The organism is Robertmurraya korlensis (assembly GCF_023715225.1).
Lineage (GTDB): Bacteria > Bacillota > Bacilli > Bacillales > Cytobacillaceae > Robertmurraya_A.
Genome location: NZ_JAMBNS010000006.1, coordinates 233,196 through 253,651, shown reverse-complemented (window position 1 = coordinate 253,651; position 20,456 = coordinate 233,196). Strand labels below are relative to the sequence as shown.

Genomic DNA, 20,456 nt, shown 5'->3' with positions numbered 1-20,456 from the left:
TGCAGATGTAATCCCTGCAAGTCTTTGTCACACCAAATAAAAAGGATGGATAAAAAGGAATATTAGATTAATACCCTCAAGCAAAACTCCCAATTCTACAAAAGGATGATTAAAAATGGCTGTTAGCCTGGATAAAGAATTGCGATTGTTTGTAGTTATAGGTGATTTTCGAAAAGTCGAAGGGCTGTCCGTTTGTTAAATGAAAGATAACCTCAAGGCAAAACTTTGGGTCGCCTGGTTCTAGACCTAAATACTCCGCTTCTTCTTTATTCAATTTATCCGCGTGGAGGTACATATCCGAAAAGCCAACCTTTAATCCTAATCCCTCTTGAATGTAATGAAAGATAGATTCAGACACTATTTCTTTATTTAAATAAGGTATGATCGCTTTATTATAATAGGAATGCTCAAGGCATAATGTTTCCCCATTAATATATTGAATCCGTTTGACAGAATAGACCTCATCCTCTGTTCCAATATTTAAATTGTCCATCACTTCTTGTGTCGGCCTAACAATATCTAATTCGATGACCTCAGAAGTTGGCTGAGATTCCTCCATTTCTTTACTAAATCCTTGATTGGACAACAGGCTGATGTAGCCCTTCCGTTTATGGCGTCTCACAAAGATTCCGCTGCCTCGTACTTGAAAGATAATCCCTTTTCTCTCCAAAAGATCTAAGGCACTCGTAATCGTGCTCTTACTTACTGCAAATTGTGCCGTTAACGTTTCTAATATTGGAAGCTTATCTCCCTGCTGCAGGTTATGGTCAACTATATATTTTTCAATTTCGCTGGCAATTTGTTGGTACTTTAACATTTCGTTCCCTCATTTGTTTCATTCATTTGCCCATATTATAGCACAAACCAAGTTAAATTATTGCATGAATAAAAAAATAGTTTGTGTATTGAAAAATTATACCGGTACAATTATAATGTGAATATACAAATAACAAGGAAGGGTGTTACTTTATGATGTCAAATATACAAGATAAAGTGGTTATTATTATGGGGGCTTCGAGTGGAATTGGTGAGGCTACCACAAAGAAACTTGCACAAGAAGGAGCAAAATTAGTTATCTCGGCACGTCGTGAAGATCGTTTGAAAGCGCTTGTCGAATCATTACCAAATACTGATATTTCTTTTATGGTTGCAGATGTAACGAATAATGACGAGGTTCAAGCTGTGATCGATTTGGCCCTCGAAAAACACGGCCGTGTCGATGTCCTCTTTAATAATGCCGGAATCATGCCACAATCTTTGCTCTCAGACTTAAAAATCGATGAATGGCGTCAAATGCTTGATACTAATATCATGGGTGTTTTAAATGGAATTGCTGCGGTGTTACCAACCATGCAAAAGCAAAAATCAGGTCACATTGTAACCACTGCCTCCGAAGCAGGCCATGTTGTTTTTCAACAAGGGGCTGTTTACAGTGGAACAAAGTTTGCCGTTCGCGCCATCATGGAAACATTGCGACAAGAGGAACGAAATAACCATATCCGAAGCACGCTAATCTCACCTGGAACGGTCAACACGGAACTTCATTTAACCATCAGTGACTCTGAAAGACGGGAATGGATTGAGAATCTACAACGAGAGATCGGGTTAAAATCAAGTGATGTCGCAGATGCCGTTGCTTATGCCATTAGCACACCAAATACAGTTAATATTAGTGAAATTCTCATGGTCCCCTCGACACCAATGGAATAATAGGTGCTCTGGACACCTATTTTTAAAAAACTAAAAGTTGGCTCTTTCAAGGAGATAAAATAATGAAACAAATAAAAAAAATGTTTCTTCTATCATTAATAATAATATCAGTGGGGATTGCTGCATCCTTATCTTTAAAAGTTTCCATTGGTGTGGGGGCATATGATGCATTAGCACAATCTATTTCTTTTTTAACTGGAATTAAAGTAGGAACGATTGGAATGATTTTTAATACTAGTTGTATAGTAGGCCAATTGATTCTTCTTAGAAAGGGGTTTAAAATACGACATCTATTACAATTGCCTTTGACCATTCTCATTGGTGTTGTAATTAATTTCTTTTTCTATGAGGTTTGGGGATCTATTACAATAGATAGTTATATACTTAGAGTGATGTTGTTAATGGCTGCATTAGCAATAGTAGCTTTTGCATTAGCGATTATGTTGGTATTAGATGTTGTTACTTTTCCATTGGAAGGATTTTGTATGACATTGTCCAAAAAAACAAAATGGAATTTTGTTTTTATCAGACAATCGGTCGATCTTTTATGTATCCTTCTTGTAGTTCTACTTACATTTGGGTTCTCATTATCACTTACTTTAAGGGAAGGTACCGTAATTGGTATGCTCCTTATGGGCCCGTTAATCGGATTCTTTATGAAGATGATTCAACCAGTTTTAAGAAAATTTGATCTTATAAATGAAGAAGAACGGGAAATCGTAACAAATAAGGATTCTATAGAAGTAGTTTAAATCGTTGATTACTCAACAAATCCAATTAATTTGTCGATTTTCTTCAGGAAGCTTGCTAACAAAATGATGCTGATAACAAATTGAGGAGAAACCAAAGACAATAGAAAGAGCCACTTGTATTTTTGATGAAATACAGGTGGCTCTTTTGTTAATATTTACGAATCATGATATAAGTTCTGTAACTTGATATACCAGACTTAATTGTTCTAAATTACTTCACTAATAAAAAAACTTATCTCCCTTTAAACTCAGCCTTCCTTTTCTCTATAAACGCACAAACACCTTCAACTTTATCTTCTGTTACACAAAGCTCGCCAAAATACTGTGCTTCGATCTTTATACCTTCATTCAATGTGGTATCAAAACCGAGATTCACCGCACTTTTTGCTTTGGAAACAGCTATTGGCCCTCTAGTAGCAATTTTGTCAGCAAGTGCCTTTGCTTCATATAAAGCCTTTCCTAACGGAACCAATTTATCAATTAACCCGATTCGATAAGCCTCTTCAGCGTTGATACTTTCGCCTGAAAATATTAATTCCTTTGCCTTTCCTAAGCCAACAAGGCGTGATAATCTTTGCGTTCCGCCATATCCAGGGATAATTCCTAAAGTCACCTCCGGTAGACCTAGTAAGGCCTGTTCATCTGCAATTCGAATATCACAGGCTAGTGCCAGCTCTAACCCGGCACCTAATGCATAGCCATGAATAGCGCAGATAACAGGGATTTTTAAGTTTTCAAGTCTAGAAAAAATACCGTGACCGTTTAATGATAACTCTCTTCCTGTCACTTCAGTCAGGTTAGGAAATTCCTTAATATCCGCTCCAGCAACAAAGTGTTTTTTCCCGGCGCCCGCAAGAATAACCGCTCTTAATTCGTTATTTTTCTCTAGCTGGTCTATTACACAATTAAGCTCCACCATTACCTTAGCATTTAGCGCATTGACGGGTGGATTATTGATAAGGACAACCCCTACTGCACCATCAGTACCAAAATTAACAAGCTGTTGTTGAGATACAGACATTCTGATTTAAGCCTCCTTTAGTATTGATAAAAGCCTTTTCCAGTTTTTCGACCAAAATGCCCTGCTCTTACTAATTTCTTTAGTAAAGGTGGTACTCGATATTTCGAATCACCTGTTTCATTTAATAATGTTTCAGCAACAAAAAGAAATGTATCTAACCCGATTAAATCGGCTAATGCTAATGGCCCAATCGGATGATTTGCACCTAATTCCATTCCTTTGTCAATGTCCTCAGCAGATGCTAAGCCTTCACTTAGGACTAAAATCGCTTCATTTATCATTGGAACGAGTATCCGATTTACCACAAACAATGGCGAATCTTGAACTGTGATGCCTTCCTTCTCAATTGATTTTGCTAATCTACTTATAGTTTGATAGGTTTCTTCAGACGTTTCCTCTGTTTTAATTATTTCAACGAGCTTCATTACTGGTACTGGGTTGAAAAAGTGCATGCCTATCACACGGTCAGGTCGATTTGTAGCTGCTCCAAGCTCAGTTATACTTAAGCCCGATGTATTGGAGGCAAGTATCGTTTTTTCCTCGCAAATACTATCAAGCTCTCGAAATACCTTTTTCTTCACGTCCATCTGTTCAACAATTGCTTCGATGACTAAATCGGCTTCACGGAATAAATTTAAATCCGTTGTAAGTGTTATCCTCTGAATCACGGCTGAAGCCTCGTCTATTGGTAGCCCCTTTTTTTTAAATACACGCTCGAGATTAGTTGTAATATTACTTCGAGCACGTTCTAAAACAACCTGCTCTAAATCTCGTAATATTACTTCATACCCTGCTGTTGCCAACACCTGTGCAATTCCGTTTCCCATTGTACCTGAACCTAGCACAGCAATTTTCATGTCCTACACCTCCTCTGAAGTTTTATCTATAAAAGTAGGCAAACTTGATATCGGCATTTTAAAATCGGGCTTTCGTTTTTCGATAAATGATTGTACTCCTTCCTTTGCATCATCACGGCAACCAGCCCACTGTAGAAACCGTGACTCTGCTAGGTGAGATTCCATTGGACCTGTTGTGCCAAGCATGTTCCATAACAATTCCCTCGAAAAAGAAGTCGATACTGCTGATGTATTTTGTATAATCTCCTCTGCAAGCTGATAGGCTGTTGGGAGAGCATCGTCTGATTCGATTTGTACTAATCCATTTGACCCTGCTTCCTCTGTTGTTAGCATTCGGCCTGTTAGCACCCACTCTAAAGCCTTTCCAATTCCGACCAACTTTGGTAAAAACCAGCCGCTGCATGCCTCTGGTCCAATTCCGCGGCGGGCAAATACAAAACCCAGTTTGGCTCCTTTTGACACAACACGAATGTCCATCGGAAGAGTCATCGTAAGTCCAACGCCGATCGCTGCACCATTAATTGCAGCAATAATCGGTTTTTTCAACCGAAACACACGTAAGCTTAATTGCCCCCCTGTATCGCGGTAATCGTAAGCATCCGTTGCGAAGGTGTCTCCGCCCTGAGAAAGGTCCGAGCCTGCACAAAACGCTCTACCGCTGCCGGTTACAACGACCATTCGGACATCATCATCCTCATCAATTCTTTCGTAAGCATCCAACAGTTCCTCAAGCATTTCATCATTAAACGCGTTTAATACCTCAGGACGATTTAGTGTAATTGTCGCGATTCCATTATGAACAGTGTAGAGAATCGTTTTATACAAGATGCCCTACCTCCTTTTGTGCACTTTCATATTCCAGAACCAGTTGATCTATAATTTCTACAACCGACTGCACCCTTCGAACGGTCGTTACACCTTGCCCAGCTGACCATATATCTCGCCATGCTTTCACATCAACCATATGCGATAAATCAACACTTTCCCTTCGCTTAAGTAAAGCTATGTCAATTCCTTCTTTTTTTAAACTAGGAATAAGATAATTGGCATGTATGCCGCTAAATGCATCCGTATAAACGATATCTTCAACTGTACTGTTTACGACCATTTCTTTATATGTGTCTGATGCAACGCTTTCTTTAGTTGCTATAAATCGAGTCCCCATATAAACGAAGTCGGCTCCCAGTACTCGTGCAGCCAAAACATCCTTACCATCTGAAATCGAACCCGCTAGAATGATCATCCCATTCCAAAATTCCTTCACAGCAGCGAGAAATGCAAAAGGATTTAATGTTCCACCATGACCTCCTGCACCGCTACAAACAAGAATTAGTCCATCTACACCCGCTTCGGCAGCTTTTTTCGCGTGCTTAATTGTCGCAACATCTGAAAAAACTAAACCACCATAGCTACGTACAGCCTCTATTACCTTGCCCGGATGTCCAAGTGACGTAATGACGATGGACGGCTTGTATTTCCGGATTAACTCCAAATCTCCCTCAAATCGTTTGTTCGTTGGGTGTGATATAAAATTGACGGCCCAAGGCTTGTCAGGTAATGCCTCCTTAATTTCTGCTAACCATTGCTCGAGAATTTCACTACTTCGAGCATTTAGTAAAGGAATGGATCCGACTACACCACCTTGACTGGCTTGGATAACAAGTGTTGGACTGGACACTAAAAACATGGGAGCAACAATAACAGGAATTTTTAAATTTTCAAGCATCAGAAATCACGCCTTCATATTTTCTATAACAACTGCAATACCCTGACCGCCACCGATACATAGGCTTGCTACGCCATATTTCCCACCACGTCGGTTTAACTCATATGCCAGTGTTAGAATAAGACGAGCACCACTAGCACCGACTGGATGACCTAATGCAATCGCGCCTCCATTTACGTTGGCTATCTCACGATTAATACCAAGCTCTTTTTCAACGGATAGATACTGAGCTGCGAACGCTTCATTGATTTCAAATAAATCGATATCTGAGATATTCAAATTTACTTTATCTAATGCTTGACGAATCGCTGGAACAGGTCCAATTCCCATCATCGTTGGATCCACACCAGTAACGGACCAGCTAACAATTTTTGCTAGCGGCTGTAGTTCTTTTTCTTGAACCGCTTTTTTGCTGGCAATAATTAGAGATGCTGCTCCATCATTAATGCCACTCGAATTTCCTGGTGTGACGGTGCCATCCTTCTGAAAAGAAGGCTTTAGACTAGCAAGCTTTTCATATGTGACACCTTCTTTAATATGTTCATCGTCTGCGATCAGTAGTTTTTCCCTTCGGTTGGTTACTTCAACAGGGACAATTTCCTTTGCAAATATTCCATTCTCTCTTGCTTGAATCGCCCGTTTTTGACTTAATAATGAAAACTCATCCTGTGCCTCACGGGATATGGAATGAATACGAGCTAATTTTTCAGCCGTCAGTCCCATGCCCGAACCAATATATTCATCTGTTAATGTGGCAAGAAGCATATCCTCAAACGAAATCGCCCCAAATTTTGAGCCATTAAAGCGCGCTTGGAAATTAGCATGTGGTGACATCGACATATTTTCAGCTCCACCTGCCAACACGATGTCTGCTTCCCCTAGCAAAATATGATGGGCGGCAGATATGACGGATTGTGCACCTGATCCACATAAGCGATTGATCGTATAGGCTGGTGTCGACTGAGGGACTTCCGCTTTTAAACCAATATGTCTAGATAAATAGCTGGCATTTGAATACGAATGAATCACATTACCATAAATAACATGATCCACATCCGTACCTTGGAGATTTGCTCTTTTTATTGCTTCGACGGCTGAAGCCACACCTAAATCCTCCGCATTTAACGCTCCAAACGAACCTCCAAAGCTAGTAAACGCTGTTCTTGCACCTTCTACTACATACACTTCACTCATATTGAAGACTCCTTATCTACTTTTTTACGATCATAAATCGTCGAAAAAATCACAACCCACAACACGGCAAGAAAACCAAGTGGAACGAATAAATATATTGGATAAACGGGTAGCAAGTTTCCGCTAACTGGAATTGCCATTCGATCAGCAATACCAGAAAGGGCAAATTTTAACCCATAAATGGTTAATAAGCTAAAAATGAACACTTCTATCACCAAGATTAAATATTTATTAAACTTTTGAAACTTTTTCGGCATTTTTTCTGCGAGTTCAGACAATTTTGGTAGCACACCTGATTGATAGGTGTAAGCTAGTGCTGGGAAAATCGCCAACGGCATCAGAAAATACTGAACCATTTCATACGTACCTGAAATAGGCTCATTAAACAAATTTCTCATCGCAACATCGACGACAATCAGTAGCATCATAGCCAGAATCGCTACTCCGCTCAGGATGAGACCCATAAATACCAGCTTTTGTGTGAACTTATATAATTTCTCCATGATTTCCTCCCTCCTCTACTTCATCTGACTTGGTAGCCATGTCACGATTTCAGGGAATAGAATTAAACAAAAAATCACAATAACCGCAGCAATGGCCGCAAAGACAGTTGAGGTTCTAAATAATTTCTCAATCGAAATCCCAGAAACGCTACCAACTGCATACACACTAATACCAACAGGTGGGGTTAACATTCCTAATGTACAAACAATCGTGAGCATGATGCCAAAAATGAGAGGATCAAAACTCATTTCCGTTAACATCGGTGAAATTATTGGAACCGTCATTAAAATGACAGCAACACCTTCAATAAACATGAACAGAAAGAAATAAAACGCCATTAGAATCACAATGATTAGTATCGGACTTTCCATTAAGCCACCTAATAAAGCAATAATTTTCCGCGGTATTAACGATAGTGAGATAAAGCGGCTAAATAATGAAGCACCGACAACAATTAACATCGCCATCACTGAAACCTTTACCGTTTCCGTTAAAGAGTTAATAATAAAAGCCTTGTTTACACTTCCCAACAAAAGTGCTAATAATAAGGCAATGAATGCACCAATTGCACCTGCTTCAGTTGGTGTGAAAATTCCTGTATAAATACCTCCAAAAATAGATGCGACGATAAATAGACCAGCTAAAACGACAACCACATATCTTGAAACTGGTGTATGATCGAAGTCCAAATCCGCTTCCGATTCAAGAGTTGCGCTTGTTTCGGCGACAGCTTTTGTAGACTGTATTTTATAACGATTCATTCGTAGATAAACCATTGTAATACCAGAAAAAGTTACCATTAATAGAATGCCTGGCAATAGGGCTGCTGAGAATAATTGACCAATGGATATTTGCGCGACCACTCCATATATAATTAAAAATATACTTGGCGGGATAATCGAGGATAATGAACCAGCAGCTGCTGCGATCGTTCCTGCTAAATGATCTGGATAGCCTCTACGCTGCATTTCAGGTACAGCGATTTGTCCTAGAGCTGCAGATGTTGCTGTTCCAGAACCAGAAACACCACCTAAAAGACCACCAATTAGGATTGTTAGTACACCCAGGACACCCTTTCGGCCACGTGAGAGCCGATAAAATAATCCATATAAATCTTTTACAATACCAGCTTGCATAATAAATTGAGCCATTAACATATAGAGAGGTACAGTTGTTAATGTATAGCTCGCAACTCGATTAAATGGTTCATTTTGGATGAATCCATTCAACAGCTGCATTCCTCCTAATAAATAGATTCCGAGAATGCCAACCGTTAATAACACCGAGCTAATATACTGACCCATTAATAACATATATAAAAAAAGTATTAAAACGATAATAATAACTGTACTTTCTTCCATTTTTTCGCCTCCTTTTAGGCAAAATATCTGAATATAGTAGGAAACGGAAATGGAGCCAACTATTCTAGCTCCATTCCCGGTTATCCCTAATTTAGACTCATAATTTCTTCAGGTAACTTTGCACCAGCATCCACTAACATATCTCTCCAAAGCTTCGCCATTTCTTTTCCAGCAAGACCTTGACCTTCTAGGCTTTCAATCCAATCCATCCATGTGTCAACCATCGCTTTCTCTAAATGCTTAGAAACCTCTGGATTAAGGTCATCTAAGTGTGTAATTTCTCCACCCTTTTCTTTATTGCTCTTTTCATTTTCTTCTCTTTCACTTTTTGTTAAATTAGCTCCATCGAAGATAATTTCCTCCGCTGCCGTTCTAAAGATATCCTGTGTTTCCTGCGGGAAGGAATCCCATTTTTCTTGCGTCATCACTGTATGACCAACAAAGTGGCCTAAGTTTGCGCCGACAATCGTATGCTTCACTAATTCATCAAGTCCCATCGCCTTCCAATCAGGAATGTTATAAAATAGGCCGTCTAAAGCATTCCGACTTAGTCCGTCATAAGCTTCTGTAATTGGCATTGATAATGAAGTAATTCCTAAATTTGCAGCTAAAATTTCGTGCACGCGTGACGCTGTCCGCATTCTTATTTGCTTATTAAAGTCATTTACGCTTTCAAAAGTATGCTTTGTCGTAGAAATGACATAAGGTTCTGTTGGAGGATTCGCAAATGCTACCAATTTTTTATCACCGAATTCAAGCTGATAATATGTTTTTCCGTCTTTTACCTCTCGGTCGCTTTTCATCATATTGCTCATAGCAGTGGCTGCGATATGGGAATCTGATTCTAGCAATGGAAGCATTACTACTTCTGTATAAGGAAATCTCTGTGGATCATATGGAGCCATAAACGTTAATGCAACGTCAATTTGACCACTAGTAAGGGCATCATATTCTGTACCAAGTGCAACCAACTCACCTGCAGTAAACTTGTCAAACGTAACATCGCCTGCTGTTTCCTCGGTTACTCTGTCAACTAAAGGCTGAAAGAAGCCACGGTCCCAGAAGTGTTTATCCGATACGCCTGAGGAGGCACGTAAATGAATACTCTTCTTTTTCTCTTCATTACCACTATTACTTGAGTCTGTTGAAGTTACTTCTCCTCCACAACCAGATAAAAATAGCATTGCTCCTAGTGCTAACGTTGATACCGCTCTCAATCCCTTCATCTATACCCCTCCAATTTTCCCTAATTCCCTTTGAATACAGGCTTTCGTTTTTGAAAGAACGCAGCAATTCCTTCTTTATGATCACTTGACATTAGCAGCATCGCTTGATGTAAATTTTCTAAGGCAATACTATCTCTCAATTTACTATCTACTAGCTCATTGATAATCTTTTTTGTAAATTTTTGACTCAATGGACTTCCATTGACAAGCGGTTTGGAAAATTGCATCGCTTCACTAACGACAGAATGCTGAACCACTCGATTAACGACGCCTTTATCCAGTAAGGTTTCAGCATTTAATACCGAACCAAAAGAGATCCATTCTTTCACAAGATTAATAGGCACACGCTCTATCAGTAATTGTGTTGAACCTAAATCAGGGATAAGTCCAACTTTAGAAAAACTAAGTGTAAATTTAGCGTCTTTTTCAGCAATAATAAAATCAGATGCGAGGGCTAAACTAAAACCTGCTCCAGCTGCATACCCATGAATGGCTGCAACAACATATTTAGGTAGTGAACGGATTTTCAATGTTAATTGCGTTACCTCCGCCAACCAATCATAAGATTCTACCGAGCTTTGAAGGTCCTTCATCATGTCTAAATCTCCACCTGCACAGAAAGACGACCCGCTGCCGCTAAGCACCACGACCTTTGCAGCATCATCATTTGCCACACGATCAAGCGCATCTGATAGTTGACGAGTTAACTCGTAAGAAAAGGTATTTAGCTTTTCTGGCCGATTCAATTGAATATGTGCTATGCCTTCAGTTACTTCATAGGTTACAACACTCATTACTATATCCTCACATTTTGCCGTAATGAATTTTTCAATACCTTCCCACTAGCATTACGAGGTAATGCCTCTAGGAACTCCACCTCGAAAGGTAATTTGTATTTCGCTAACCGTCCTTTACAATAGAGGATGACATCCTCTTCTGTTATGGATTGATCGCTTTTAAGAACAATAAACGCTTTTGGAACCTCTCCGTATACTTCATGCGGGATGCCAACAACTGCAGCCTCTAATATTTCATCGATTTGATAGAGTACTTCTTCGACTTCAACCGGATATACATTTTCGCCACCACGGTTAATCATGTCCTTCTTTCTATCAACGATATAAAGCAAACCATCTTCATCAAAGCGGCCTAAATCTCCACTATATAACCAGCCATCTTTTAACGCTCGATTTGTTTCAACTTCATTTTTTAAGTAGCCCTTCATTACCTGCGGACCTTTTACGACAATTTCACCTACTTTTCCAGGAGGAAGAAGCGTTCCGAACTCATCAACGACTCGAACCTGCGTTTGCGGAAGTACCTCACCAACAGATCCGATTTTCTCTAGTGCATGATGGTCCTTAAGGGAGGTAGCCGCTGGAGAATTCTCTGTTTGTCCGTATAAATTTTGTACCATTACCCTTGGATAAAGCGCTTTCAATTTTTTGACTAATTCATAAGGCATAGGGGCGGCACCGTAGGTAAACAGTCGTAAATGTGAGAGGTCTAAAAAAGCCATTTTAGGTGTATTTAATAAGATACTATAAATAGCAGGGACGCCGAAGAAGATCGTAATCTTTGATTTTTCCATTGTTTCTAACGTTTGTTCTGGAGAAAATGCCTCTTCTATAACAACTGTTCCTCCCTTATATATAACTGGTATTGCAAAAACGTGGCTTGCTGCACAATGGAACAGTGGTGTAATGATTTGAACTCGGTCCTCCGCTGTAATTTCCATCGATTCTGACCAAATTTGTCCGGCAGCTCTAACATTACCAGCGGTAAGCATCACTCCCTTTGGCTTCCCGGTTGTCCCTGAAGTATAAAAAATAACAGCTGTATCATCTTTATCAATCTCTCCTTCTTCAAATGGAATTGAATCATCAGAAAGAACAGCTTCTAGCGTGTCTTCCCCACCTACATCTAGCAGGTCTTCAAAGATTTGAAGATTGATATTTTTTAATTTTTCGTTGAAGCGAACATCAAAAATTAAAGCCTTTGCTTCTGAATGTGTAAAGATATATTCTACCTCGGGTGCAGTTAATTTCGTATTAACAGGGGTTACTGTAAATCCAGCGATTTGGCAGGCATAGTAGGATAACAAGAAGTAGTCTGAATTGTGGAGAAACAAAGCAATTTTATCTTCTTTTTTATAGCCTTTTCTTTGAAAATAGCCTGCTAGGTTTTTAGCCTGCTGATAAAATTGCTTGTAGGATAGCTCTCTTCCTTGGTAGGAGCTAATGATTTTTTCTGGCTGGAATTTTGCATGTACCGCTAATTGTTCAAAAACAAACATCGAAACATCCCCTTTATAATTTATTTGATTATTTCACTACTTTTAACAAATAATCTGCATAAACATTTTGGAGCTCTTCAACGTTAAATTTACCGTCTGGTTGATACCACTGCTGAATCCAGTTCATTGAACCTAATAGGATCATCCGCGCAATTTTCAGTTCAGTAATTGTGAACTCATTTGCTTTCATTCCCTCCTTTATAACTGTGTCAAATTGATGTGCATACTCTTGACGTTTTAATAATATCGGTTTTAATTGCTCGCTAGAAAAGGTTTCATCTGGCTTTAAAATCATATTAAAGGTTTCTTTTTCTTTGATCGCGTATGCAATATGAGTCTTAATCATATTGCGCAAACGAGTTTCATAGGAAACGGGTTCCTCCAAGTGTACTTGTAGCTCTTCAATCGCGTTTGTTAGTACGAGTTCGTGACACTGAAAGATTAAATCTTCCTTATTTTTAAAATAGTAGTAAAGGGCACCCTTGGTCATCAGAAGCTCTGCCGCTATTTCCTCCATTGTCGCACCATTGTACCCTTTTCGATTCATTATTTTAATAGCAGATAAAATAATTTGTTCCTTCTTTTTCAGTACTCGTTTCTCTGATAGTTTCATAAGGTCTCCTTTCGGGATGCTACAAGTCTAGCTGCTTGGCAATGATGGTCTTCATGATTTCAGTACTGCCGGCATATATGCTTGCTACAGGAATATCACGGTAGCGTCTAGCAATCTCGTATTCTTCCATATAGCCGTAGCCGCCATGAAGCTGAAGGCATTCAGCCGCAACTCTTTTAGCCATTTCACTGATCCACCATTTGGCCATCGACACTTCCTTTGTTAGCTTTTCACCCTTCATATGACGTGTTGCTATTTGATTAAGGTATGTTCGACCTAATTCTATTTCTGTAGCCATTTCTGCGATTCTAAATTGTGTATTTTGGAATTTGCTTATGGTTTGCCCAAAGGCTTGCCTAGTCTTCACATAATCGATCGTAATTCGAAGCATTTCTTCTGCCTCAACCTGACATTGAATCGCTACAACGAGACGTTCCTGCTGCAGATTTTCCATTAGGTAATAAAATCCTTTTCCTTCCTCACCTAACAGGTTTTCAACTGGAACCTTTGCATCCTCAAAAATAAGCTCACCAGTCTCACCACTATGCATACCGATTTTATTTAGTTTTTTTCCTTTCTTAAAGCCTTCTGTACCTTTCTCGACTAAGATAAGACTAATTCCTTTATGTACGGGTGTGATTTGGGTATCTGTCTTGCAGACAACTACAACAAGGTCCGATGAAATAGAATTTGTAATAAATGTCTTTTCCCCATTTAAAATATAATAATCTCCCTCACGTCTCGCCGTTGTTTTAATATTAACTAAATCGGATCCCGCTCCAGGTTCTGTCATTGCAATGGCTGTAATCACCTCTCCGCTTAAACACTTTGGCAGCCATTTTTGTTTTTGCTCTTCAGTACCTATTTTCTGAATATAAGGGCTTACAATTTCAGAATGCAAACAAACACCACTTGATAAACCTTGCCCTACTCTTTCAAGTTCCTCATTCAATATAAAAGAATACATGAAATCCAATCCGAGTCCACCATACGCTTCATCTATCCATGGACAAAGAAACCCATTATCTCCCATTTTTAACCAGAACTCTCTTGGAATTTCACGATTCTTTTCCCATTCCTCAAAAAACGGGTACGCTTCCCGCTCCAGCATTTTACGTAGCGATTTCCGAAACAGTTCATGCTCTTCAGTTAAGAATGATTCCAATGGTTACCCCCCTATTTCAGATAATTTTTAATAGTCTGAAATTTATTTATCTAAATCTATTATAAACACTGCCCGCATATAGTCAATCACTTTTTAAACAAGGTTCAAATTTTAAATAAAAAAAATATTGTTTAAATAAAATCCCCTTAGTTACTACTATCGCAAGAAAGAGAATCAGGTTTAATTTTTGAAAGTATATGCATAGTTTAATTTTCACATACCAACTAATGATTCAAATTTACCTCAATAGTTTCCATCGTTCAAATAAAATAAAAGGAAAATAGAGGAATATACATAAAACGAGTGCAACAACCTCAAGTGAAAGAATGTACCATGGCCATGGTCCAAGAAAATCAAGCAAAGATACGGTGGCTGGTTTTCTTGCTAGAAACATGTAATTTGCTACTGTTATTGCATTTACCGGTATCACAACTACTATTAGGATATTTAACCACAGCATCGTCCTTCCAACCGATGTCCAAGTTGGTCTAAAACCTTCTACAGCAGTCATAAAAATCGCCGTTAATACAATTCCTCCGTGCAAGACAGGAGCTGTGCGAATGAGAAAATTAAAACCCCTGAACCTCTATTTAAGAGACTCAGGGGGGTTAACCCTTATTTAGCACTAATCTTAAATCTCTTAGTCGAGACCTATTGGGATGCGACATCCTTTGAAATTGCTGTATCGAGATTCCCATTTCTCTGTACCAAACGATTAACATAAAATCTAAAGACTACTAATGCACACCCAACAGACACTGCACTTACGATGAAAAGTACTGAATAACTTGTGTACTGCGAAATCCATCCCAACACGATTGATCCAAGTCCAATACCTAGATCTGTAGCCGTAAGTAGAGAAGCATTCGCTACTCCTTTACGATCTGGATTAGCAAGTCGTACGGTGGCTGCTTGTAAAGCAGGCGATGCCGAACCGAACCCGATACCGTATAAAATGGCAGAAACGAGAATTCCAATTGATCCTTCTGCTAGACTTAAGGAAATGAGAGCTATTATGGTTATACCAAGAGCTGGTATAATCACAAACTTCTCTCCATGTCGGTCTGAAAGTTTTCCTGCAATAGGCCGGCTAAGAATAAGAGTTGCAGCATACACCAGAAAAAACGCTCCAGAATTAACAGCAAGAGAATTTGTAAATAACGGGACAAAAGCTGTAATTCCACCATATGCAATATGTAAGAAGAATACTGAGATAATGATAGGTAGAACTGATTTTTCAAATAGCTCAATTTTTTGCGTTCCCGTTTTCTTCGGCTGGAAAGGTATTTTAGCAGCGAACATCAACAATAGGGCAACTACAGAAAGACCTACTGCAATGAAAAACAACGCTTGATAAGATATGTTCTGTGTTATCCAAATTCCGCACATAGGCCCTATCGCCATGGCGAGGGTCATCGCTGTGCTAAACCAGCCCATTCCCTCCCCTCTTCGGGTAGGCGGTATAATATCTGTAATGGCGGTAAAAATAGCCGTGGTTGACACCGCCCAACTCAATCCTTGTAAAATCCGGAGCCCAAGTAAAACAAACACTCCACCAACCCAGCTATAGAAATACATAGCCACTGTAAAAATAAGAAGTCCCCATAAAATAAATGGCCGTCTACCGTAACGATCTAATAGTCCTCCGATGAGTGGTCTAAGAATGACAGCAGATAGCATAAACGCACCTACGAGCAGTCCAACCTGACTTTCAGTTCCACCAATGAATTTAATAAACAACGGAAGTGTTGGGAGAAGCATATAAAATCCGGTGAAAAGGAAAAGCATCGCCACGGTCATTAGAATAAATGGCTTCGTCCATAAGCGTTCCAAAATTTCATTCCCCCTAAAGTAATATTTAAATAGAATCAACTATTCTATAATAAGAAAGGCAAAACTTTACCTCATTATAAGGTAACGATTTTGCCTGATTAAACAGTTACAACCCTTATCTTATATTTACAATTAATTATATCTAATAAGAAAGCACTTTCAATTGTCAAAACAAAGGGGTTTGTAAATTAATAGACAAACAGTTAATATTTGTTTAATATCTTTTAATAAACTTTTTTTCATTTTTGAACACTTGTTTATAATTATTATCATACATATTTTATTAAAGTAGGTGAACCATAGAATGAGTAAAATCGATCGAAGAATACTTAAATCACGAGTGGCGATTAAAGATGCGGTTGTTCAATTAATGTCAGAAAAAAATTTTGATGATATTACAATTCAAGATATTTCTGATAAGGCAAATGTAAGCCGAGGAACGATTTACCTTCATTATCTTGATAAATATGATCTATTGGAAAAACTAATTGAGGAGCATATTAACAACCTACGGGAGCTGTGCGAATCTGCATCTGAATTAGAATACGGAGAAGCTAATTTACCGTGGTTTAAATATCTAGAAAATAATTTTTTGTTTTTTTCTACCATGTTAGCAAGTAAAGGGGCTCCTTCGTTTCGAAAGCAATTCATTGAATTTCTTATCGAGGAATTCAATGATGAAGTAAATGCCATAACTGGGGTAAATTCAGATGTAAATAAGGAGGTTATTCTTCAATTTATTGTTACGTCTTACGTAGGAATAGTAGAATGGTGGTTCAAAAATGGAATGCCGTATTCTCCTGAAGTTATGTCAGAACAAGTAGGATTATTATTAGAACGAAATTTATAAATCTATTAGAAAAATAAACTTCTTTCTTTAGAACCCCAAACAAGGGCAATTTGAGCATGAGAAACCCCACGTTTTTCTGAAATTCCCTAAAGCTTACTAATAATGTAGAGGTTCTAGGGTTCGAATAAGGAGATTAGGCAGCCTCTATTTCTTTGTGCTACCATAAGGTAAATACCTAATATTGGAGTGGATTAAACACATGTATAAATTGCTTGCTATTGATATTGATGGGACCTTAATCAATGATCGTAAAGAGGTAACAAAGGAAGTAAATGAAGCCATCCAAGCAGCAAAACGAAAGGGAGTCAAAGTGGTCATTTGTACAGGGAGACCTATCGGAGGGGTTTATGGGTTCATTGAAGAGTTAGACCTTCATGACCAATATGTCGTTACATTTAATGGTGCACTAGTTCAACATTCCGAAACAAAGGAAGTGGCGTCAGAAATTTCTCTGACACATGAGGACTTAATGACACTCTATGGAGTCAGTCAGGACCTCCAAACATCCATGCATTTCTTTGATTCCCAAAGAATATATACTCCCAATAAGGACATTAGTCCCTTTACCGTAGTGGAATCATTTGTCAATGGTGTGCCGTTACACTATCGTGAAATTGAAGAAATACCAGCTGACATCTTAATACCGAAAGTAATGTTCGTTGGAGAACCTGAGCGTTTAGAAAAAACGATAGCTTCAATTCCAGCAACTCTTAAGGAAAAATATACGATGGTGCGCAGTGCTCCCTATTTTTATGAAATTTTACACCCAAGTGTAAGTAAAGGGAATGCCGTAAAGCTTCTTGCTGAAAAATTAGACATTCCTCGTGAAGAAGTCATCTGTATTGGTGATGGCGAGAATGATTTAACGATGATTGAGTATGCAGGTTGTGGCGTTGCAATGGGTAATGCCGAGCAAAGTGTAAAAGAAATCGCCCAATTTCATACACGTTCCAACAATGAACACGGAGTCGCCTATGCGATTGAACAATTAATATTAAATACTTAGTACATATAACAAACTCATAGATGATTATTAAAAAGAACCCTAGTTTGGGTTCTTTTTGATATAATTACTTCCAAATTTTCTTTAAAAAAACTGATACGAATTCTTTCCATTTGCTTTTGCACGATATAGCGCATTGTCTGCATCTTTAAGTAAAACACTTATATTATTCTCAAAACTAGGTGGGTAAAAAACAATTCCCATACTAGCTGACAAATTAAACTCTTTTAAATGAATATCCCAAGTGGATAGTCTAGAAAGGAAACATTCTGCTTTTTCGCGAAGGTCTTTATAGTTTACCTCACCAGTAATGTTAATAATAAATTCATCTCCACCTAATCGTGCGGCAAAACCATCTATTTTCTGTTGCTTTAAAATTTCCTCAATCCTTAGTGCTACTTCCTTTAATACTAAATCCCCAGTGTCATGTCCAAGCATGTCATTAATCTTTTTAAACCCGTCCAAATCTAAAAAGAAAAGGGCCCCTCCTTTTGTTGAATACAAATTAAAGTACTTATAGAGGAATTGCCGATTATAAATTCCTGTTAATTGATCTCTGAAAGCCAAGTGCTCCAATTCCAAATAATAAGAAAACATTTTCGCTAATCTTTCAATCATTCTTACATTTTTCCAGTTAAACTCTTTAGCCTCCTCATGAACAGCACATAGGGTACCAAATGTCTCTCCGTTTTTCAATTTAATAGGCACCCCTAAATAAGAATTAATATTTGCATCAAGGAGTGCTCTCCTAATGTCATCTAAATCTGTCTCCTTACTAATATCTTCAATAACTAAAGGGATGGCTTTTTGAAAGTCTATGCGATGACATACGCTTTGTTTAACGGGTATCGACATACCCTCTTTAATCTGTATATTGTGATTTTTTTCAGACAGCTTTAAGATCGTTTGTTGTTCGTTTGTCAAAGTACTTAGAAAGAATAAACGATCCGGCATTACTTCTCTTGCTAATTCTAAAATATCCAAAGCAAGTTCATTAAAATTCTTGTACAATTGAAACTCATTTATTGCTGATACCAAAATAAACACTCCAAATATATGTTATAAAAATAAGATACCATAACCGCGTTTTTATCTAAAGGTGAATCATATGTATAAACCATTAGTTAATCTCTTTTTTGAGAAAACGCCATACTAAAACCCGCTTATCTTTTTCAAATTGGAAGTAAGCGGGTTTTAAGTGTTTTATAAACTCAGTCCGAAGTTGTAAGAGTCGCCTGGACATCTGGAGTGATTGTAGGAAAAGGATAGTTAATTTCTTCATCAAATTCTACCCAGTCAAGATTTGCCATCATCAGTAGGTAGCGTTTGCCGCTTGTTGGATCACTTATGATGATATGGTCACGCCCTGCTGTTTCTACACGTCCATGGTATACCATCGCGTTCCATTTGCTGTTACCTTGATAAGTAAAATAAAAAGTTCCGATTTTACCTTTGTTGTAGCGTAGGATATTTTCGATAAATGATTCTTCCATTGTACCTGCAAGAAGTTGCTGTCCAGTCCCCATCGGAACCACCGGGACAGAATACGTAGGTCCAGAGGGCATAGAGGGCATAGCCCCTGGAAAACCAGCTGGTTGTGTAGCGCTTTCCCTAGTCATGGAAGATGGATATAAACTAGAATGATAGTTCGTTGGATAATAATTAAAGCCTTGGCAAGACATAAAAAATCAACTCCTCAAAATTTATCTATAAAACTCTGTGCAATAGCCCGGTACAGCGACATAGAAGCAATGATTTTTGTGTGCAAAATCAAACTTCGTCATAGGTGATCTAGGCATAGTAGCGCCACAAGGTGCTCGAAATTTTTTCCCTGGACTTGGGTTATAAAACCACAAATTCATTCTGGCACGAGGTTCTCTATGACCATGCAACAAATTCCTAGCTCTCTGGAGGTCCGCTTCACTCGGACGCTGTGTATATAATGATCCATTTAAAACGGGTTCGAAATGAGGGATTCCAGTTCCAGGTATCGTTTGGTAAATTGCATGCCTTATATTGCGGAGGTTTCTGAAATCAGGATCACAGTCGGCCTCGACCCGATTGGCCACAACCGTTCCCACCTTGTTCATCCCTTCGACTCCTTCACCTATCGCTTCGGCCAGCATAAGCCTTGCTAACTCTTCCACGTCACGTGCATTATGTTTTATTCGTCTGCCCATTTTCTCACTCCTTCGGCTTATACAAGTAATTTATTAACCGAAGTTGACTTTGGTAGCTTGCCTATGAGCCTAATTTTACAAATTAGTTTTAACTAATTAATCTCCCACAAAAATGCTTAAAAAAAGAAAAAAACCTAATATTTAAGGCTTTTTTCATAAGTATTT

At 38.5% G+C, this 20,456-nt stretch carries 22 protein-coding genes; 4 read left to right on the top strand and 18 right to left on the bottom strand.

Going from position 1 to position 20,456, the window contains the following annotated elements; translation table 11 throughout:
- Window positions 1-109 precede the first annotated feature (109 nt).
- The gene (locus tag M3175_RS13220; RefSeq protein WP_251519637.1) at window positions 110-817 is read right to left on the bottom strand and encodes a GntR family transcriptional regulator; all 708 of its coding nucleotides are present in this window, start codon (window positions 815-817) and stop codon (window positions 110-112) included.
- Between the two features lie 155 nt (window positions 818-972).
- On the opposite strand from M3175_RS13220, the gene M3175_RS13215 reads away from it, so the two are divergent.
- Window positions 973-1,710 (top strand): SDR family oxidoreductase, encoded by a 738-nt coding sequence (locus M3175_RS13215; protein ID WP_251519677.1) that lies wholly within the window; start codon window positions 973-975, stop codon window positions 1,708-1,710.
- A 62-nt stretch (window positions 1,711-1,772) separates the two neighbouring features.
- Window positions 1,773-2,462 (top strand): YczE/YyaS/YitT family protein, encoded by a 690-nt coding sequence (locus tag M3175_RS13210; RefSeq protein WP_251519636.1) that lies wholly within the window; start codon window positions 1,773-1,775, stop codon window positions 2,460-2,462.
- A 232-nt stretch (window positions 2,463-2,694) separates the two neighbouring features.
- Here M3175_RS13210 and M3175_RS13205 read toward each other — a convergent pair whose 3' ends face one another.
- The 14 genes from M3175_RS13205 to M3175_RS13140 all read right to left on the bottom strand — a co-directional run bounded on the left by M3175_RS13205 (window position 2,695) and on the right by M3175_RS13140 (window position 16,258).
- Window positions 2,695-3,483, bottom strand: coding sequence for an enoyl-CoA hydratase-related protein (locus M3175_RS13205; protein WP_251519635.1), 789 nt, complete (start codon window positions 3,481-3,483; stop codon window positions 2,695-2,697).
- Window positions 3,484-3,500: 17 nt separating this feature from the next.
- Window positions 3,501-4,340, bottom strand: coding sequence for a 3-hydroxybutyryl-CoA dehydrogenase (locus M3175_RS13200; RefSeq protein ID WP_251519634.1), 840 nt, complete (start codon window positions 4,338-4,340; stop codon window positions 3,501-3,503).
- A gap of 3 nt (window positions 4,341-4,343) precedes the next feature.
- Window positions 4,344-5,165, bottom strand: a complete 822-nt coding sequence (locus M3175_RS13195; protein ID WP_251519633.1) for an enoyl-CoA hydratase-related protein — start codon at window positions 5,163-5,165, stop codon at window positions 4,344-4,346.
- Window positions 5,158-6,066 (bottom strand): NAD(P)H-dependent flavin oxidoreductase, encoded by a 909-nt coding sequence (locus M3175_RS13190; RefSeq protein WP_251519632.1) that lies wholly within the window; start codon window positions 6,064-6,066, stop codon window positions 5,158-5,160. Before M3175_RS13190 ends, M3175_RS13195 begins: the two co-directional genes overlap by 8 nt.
- Window positions 6,067-6,072: 6 nt before the next feature.
- Complete coding sequence (locus tag M3175_RS13185) at window positions 6,073-7,260, bottom strand: thiolase family protein (protein ID WP_251519631.1); 1,188 nt, start codon at window positions 7,258-7,260, stop codon at window positions 6,073-6,075.
- Window positions 7,257-7,763, bottom strand: coding sequence for a TRAP transporter small permease (locus M3175_RS13180; protein ID WP_251519630.1), 507 nt, complete (start codon window positions 7,761-7,763; stop codon window positions 7,257-7,259). The genes M3175_RS13185 and M3175_RS13180 overlap by 4 nt, the downstream gene beginning before the upstream one ends.
- Window positions 7,764-7,778: 15 nt before the next feature.
- Window positions 7,779-9,125 (bottom strand): TRAP transporter large permease, encoded by a 1,347-nt coding sequence (locus M3175_RS13175; RefSeq protein WP_251519629.1) that lies wholly within the window; start codon window positions 9,123-9,125, stop codon window positions 7,779-7,781.
- An 86-nt stretch (window positions 9,126-9,211) separates the two neighbouring features.
- Window positions 9,212-10,351 carry a TRAP transporter substrate-binding protein DctP gene (gene dctP / locus M3175_RS13170; protein WP_251519628.1) on the bottom strand — a complete coding sequence of 380 codons (1,140 nt, stop codon included), beginning with the start codon at window positions 10,349-10,351 and terminating at the stop codon, window positions 9,212-9,214.
- A gap of 20 nt (window positions 10,352-10,371) precedes the next feature.
- The gene (locus M3175_RS13165; protein ID WP_251519626.1) at window positions 10,372-11,145 is read right to left on the bottom strand and encodes an enoyl-CoA hydratase/isomerase family protein; all 774 of its coding nucleotides are present in this window, start codon (window positions 11,143-11,145) and stop codon (window positions 10,372-10,374) included.
- Window positions 11,146-11,147: 2 nt separating this feature from the next.
- A complete protein-coding gene (locus M3175_RS13160; protein WP_251519624.1) occupies window positions 11,148-12,647 on the bottom strand; it encodes a class I adenylate-forming enzyme family protein in 1,500 nt (499 codons plus the stop codon).
- Window positions 12,648-12,675: 28 nt separating this feature from the next.
- Window positions 12,676-13,260 (bottom strand): TetR/AcrR family transcriptional regulator, encoded by a 585-nt coding sequence (locus M3175_RS13155; RefSeq protein WP_251519622.1) that lies wholly within the window; start codon window positions 13,258-13,260, stop codon window positions 12,676-12,678.
- Window positions 13,261-13,279: 19 nt separating this feature from the next.
- On the bottom strand, window positions 13,280-14,425 hold the full coding sequence (locus M3175_RS13150; RefSeq protein ID WP_285852273.1) for an acyl-CoA dehydrogenase family protein: 1,146 nt from the start codon (window positions 14,423-14,425) through the stop codon (window positions 13,280-13,282).
- A 238-nt stretch (window positions 14,426-14,663) separates the two neighbouring features.
- Window positions 14,664-14,969, bottom strand: a complete 306-nt coding sequence (locus tag M3175_RS13145; RefSeq protein WP_251519620.1) for a YwaF family protein — start codon at window positions 14,967-14,969, stop codon at window positions 14,664-14,666.
- Between the two features lie 107 nt (window positions 14,970-15,076).
- The gene (locus M3175_RS13140) at window positions 15,077-16,258 is read right to left on the bottom strand and encodes an MFS transporter (protein WP_251519618.1); all 1,182 of its coding nucleotides are present in this window, start codon (window positions 16,256-16,258) and stop codon (window positions 15,077-15,079) included.
- Between the two features lie 304 nt (window positions 16,259-16,562).
- Here M3175_RS13140 and M3175_RS13135 point away from each other — a divergent pair, with 304 nt between their 5' ends.
- Window positions 16,563-17,108, top strand: coding sequence for a TetR/AcrR family transcriptional regulator (locus M3175_RS13135; protein ID WP_251519616.1), 546 nt, complete (start codon window positions 16,563-16,565; stop codon window positions 17,106-17,108).
- 199 nt (window positions 17,109-17,307) lie between these two features.
- Window positions 17,308-18,114, top strand: a complete 807-nt coding sequence (gene yidA, locus M3175_RS13130; RefSeq protein WP_251519614.1) for a sugar-phosphatase — start codon at window positions 17,308-17,310, stop codon at window positions 18,112-18,114.
- An 81-nt stretch (window positions 18,115-18,195) separates the two neighbouring features.
- Here the strand turns inward: yidA and M3175_RS13125 are convergent, their stop codons facing one another.
- From M3175_RS13125 to M3175_RS13115, 3 genes are all read right to left on the bottom strand, one after another.
- On the bottom strand, window positions 18,196-19,149 hold the full coding sequence (locus tag M3175_RS13125) for a sensor domain-containing diguanylate cyclase (protein ID WP_251519612.1): 954 nt from the start codon (window positions 19,147-19,149) through the stop codon (window positions 18,196-18,198).
- 173 nt (window positions 19,150-19,322) lie between these two features.
- A complete protein-coding gene (gene gerQ / locus M3175_RS13120) occupies window positions 19,323-19,793 on the bottom strand; it encodes a spore coat protein GerQ (protein ID WP_251519610.1) in 471 nt (156 codons plus the stop codon).
- 21 nt (window positions 19,794-19,814) lie between these two features.
- Window positions 19,815-20,291, bottom strand: a complete 477-nt coding sequence (locus tag M3175_RS13115; protein ID WP_251519608.1) for a cell wall hydrolase — start codon at window positions 20,289-20,291, stop codon at window positions 19,815-19,817.
- Window positions 20,292-20,456: the final 165 nt, after the last annotated feature.

Excerpts from the sequence above, each read along its gene's own strand:
- M3175_RS13220 (WP_251519637.1), bottom strand. The coding sequence starts at position 817 with ATGTTAAAGTACCAACAAATTGCCAGCGAAATTGAAAAATATATAGTT.
- M3175_RS13215 (WP_251519677.1), top strand. The coding sequence starts at position 973 with ATGTCAAATATACAAGATAAAGTGGTTATTATTATGGGGGCTTCGAGT.
- M3175_RS13210 (WP_251519636.1), top strand. The coding sequence starts at position 1,773 with ATGAAACAAATAAAAAAAATGTTTCTTCTATCATTAATAATAATATCA.
- M3175_RS13205 (WP_251519635.1), bottom strand. The coding sequence starts at position 3,483 with ATGTCTGTATCTCAACAACAGCTTGTTAATTTTGGTACTGATGGTGCA.
- M3175_RS13200 (WP_251519634.1), bottom strand. The coding sequence starts at position 4,340 with ATGAAAATTGCTGTGCTAGGTTCAGGTACAATGGGAAACGGAATTGCA.
- M3175_RS13190 (WP_251519632.1), bottom strand. The coding sequence starts at position 6,066 with ATGCTTGAAAATTTAAAAATTCCTGTTATTGTTGCTCCCATGTTTTTA.
- M3175_RS13185 (WP_251519631.1), bottom strand. The coding sequence starts at position 7,260 with ATGAGTGAAGTGTATGTAGTAGAAGGTGCAAGAACAGCGTTTACTAGC.
- M3175_RS13180 (WP_251519630.1), bottom strand. The coding sequence starts at position 7,763 with ATGGAGAAATTATATAAGTTCACACAAAAGCTGGTATTTATGGGTCTC.
- M3175_RS13175 (WP_251519629.1), bottom strand. The coding sequence starts at position 9,125 with ATGGAAGAAAGTACAGTTATTATTATCGTTTTAATACTTTTTTTATAT.
- dctP (WP_251519628.1), bottom strand. The coding sequence starts at position 10,351 with ATGAAGGGATTGAGAGCGGTATCAACGTTAGCACTAGGAGCAATGCTA.
- M3175_RS13165 (WP_251519626.1), bottom strand. The coding sequence starts at position 11,145 with ATGAGTGTTGTAACCTATGAAGTAACTGAAGGCATAGCACATATTCAA.
- M3175_RS13160 (WP_251519624.1), bottom strand. The coding sequence starts at position 12,647 with ATGTTTGTTTTTGAACAATTAGCGGTACATGCAAAATTCCAGCCAGAA.
- M3175_RS13155 (WP_251519622.1), bottom strand. The coding sequence starts at position 13,260 with ATGAAACTATCAGAGAAACGAGTACTGAAAAAGAAGGAACAAATTATT.
- M3175_RS13135 (WP_251519616.1), top strand. The coding sequence starts at position 16,563 with ATGAGTAAAATCGATCGAAGAATACTTAAATCACGAGTGGCGATTAAA.
- yidA (WP_251519614.1), top strand. The coding sequence starts at position 17,308 with ATGTATAAATTGCTTGCTATTGATATTGATGGGACCTTAATCAATGAT.
- gerQ (WP_251519610.1), bottom strand. The coding sequence starts at position 19,793 with ATGTCTTGCCAAGGCTTTAATTATTATCCAACGAACTATCATTCTAGT.
- M3175_RS13115 (WP_251519608.1), bottom strand. The coding sequence starts at position 20,291 with ATGGGCAGACGAATAAAACATAATGCACGTGACGTGGAAGAGTTAGCA.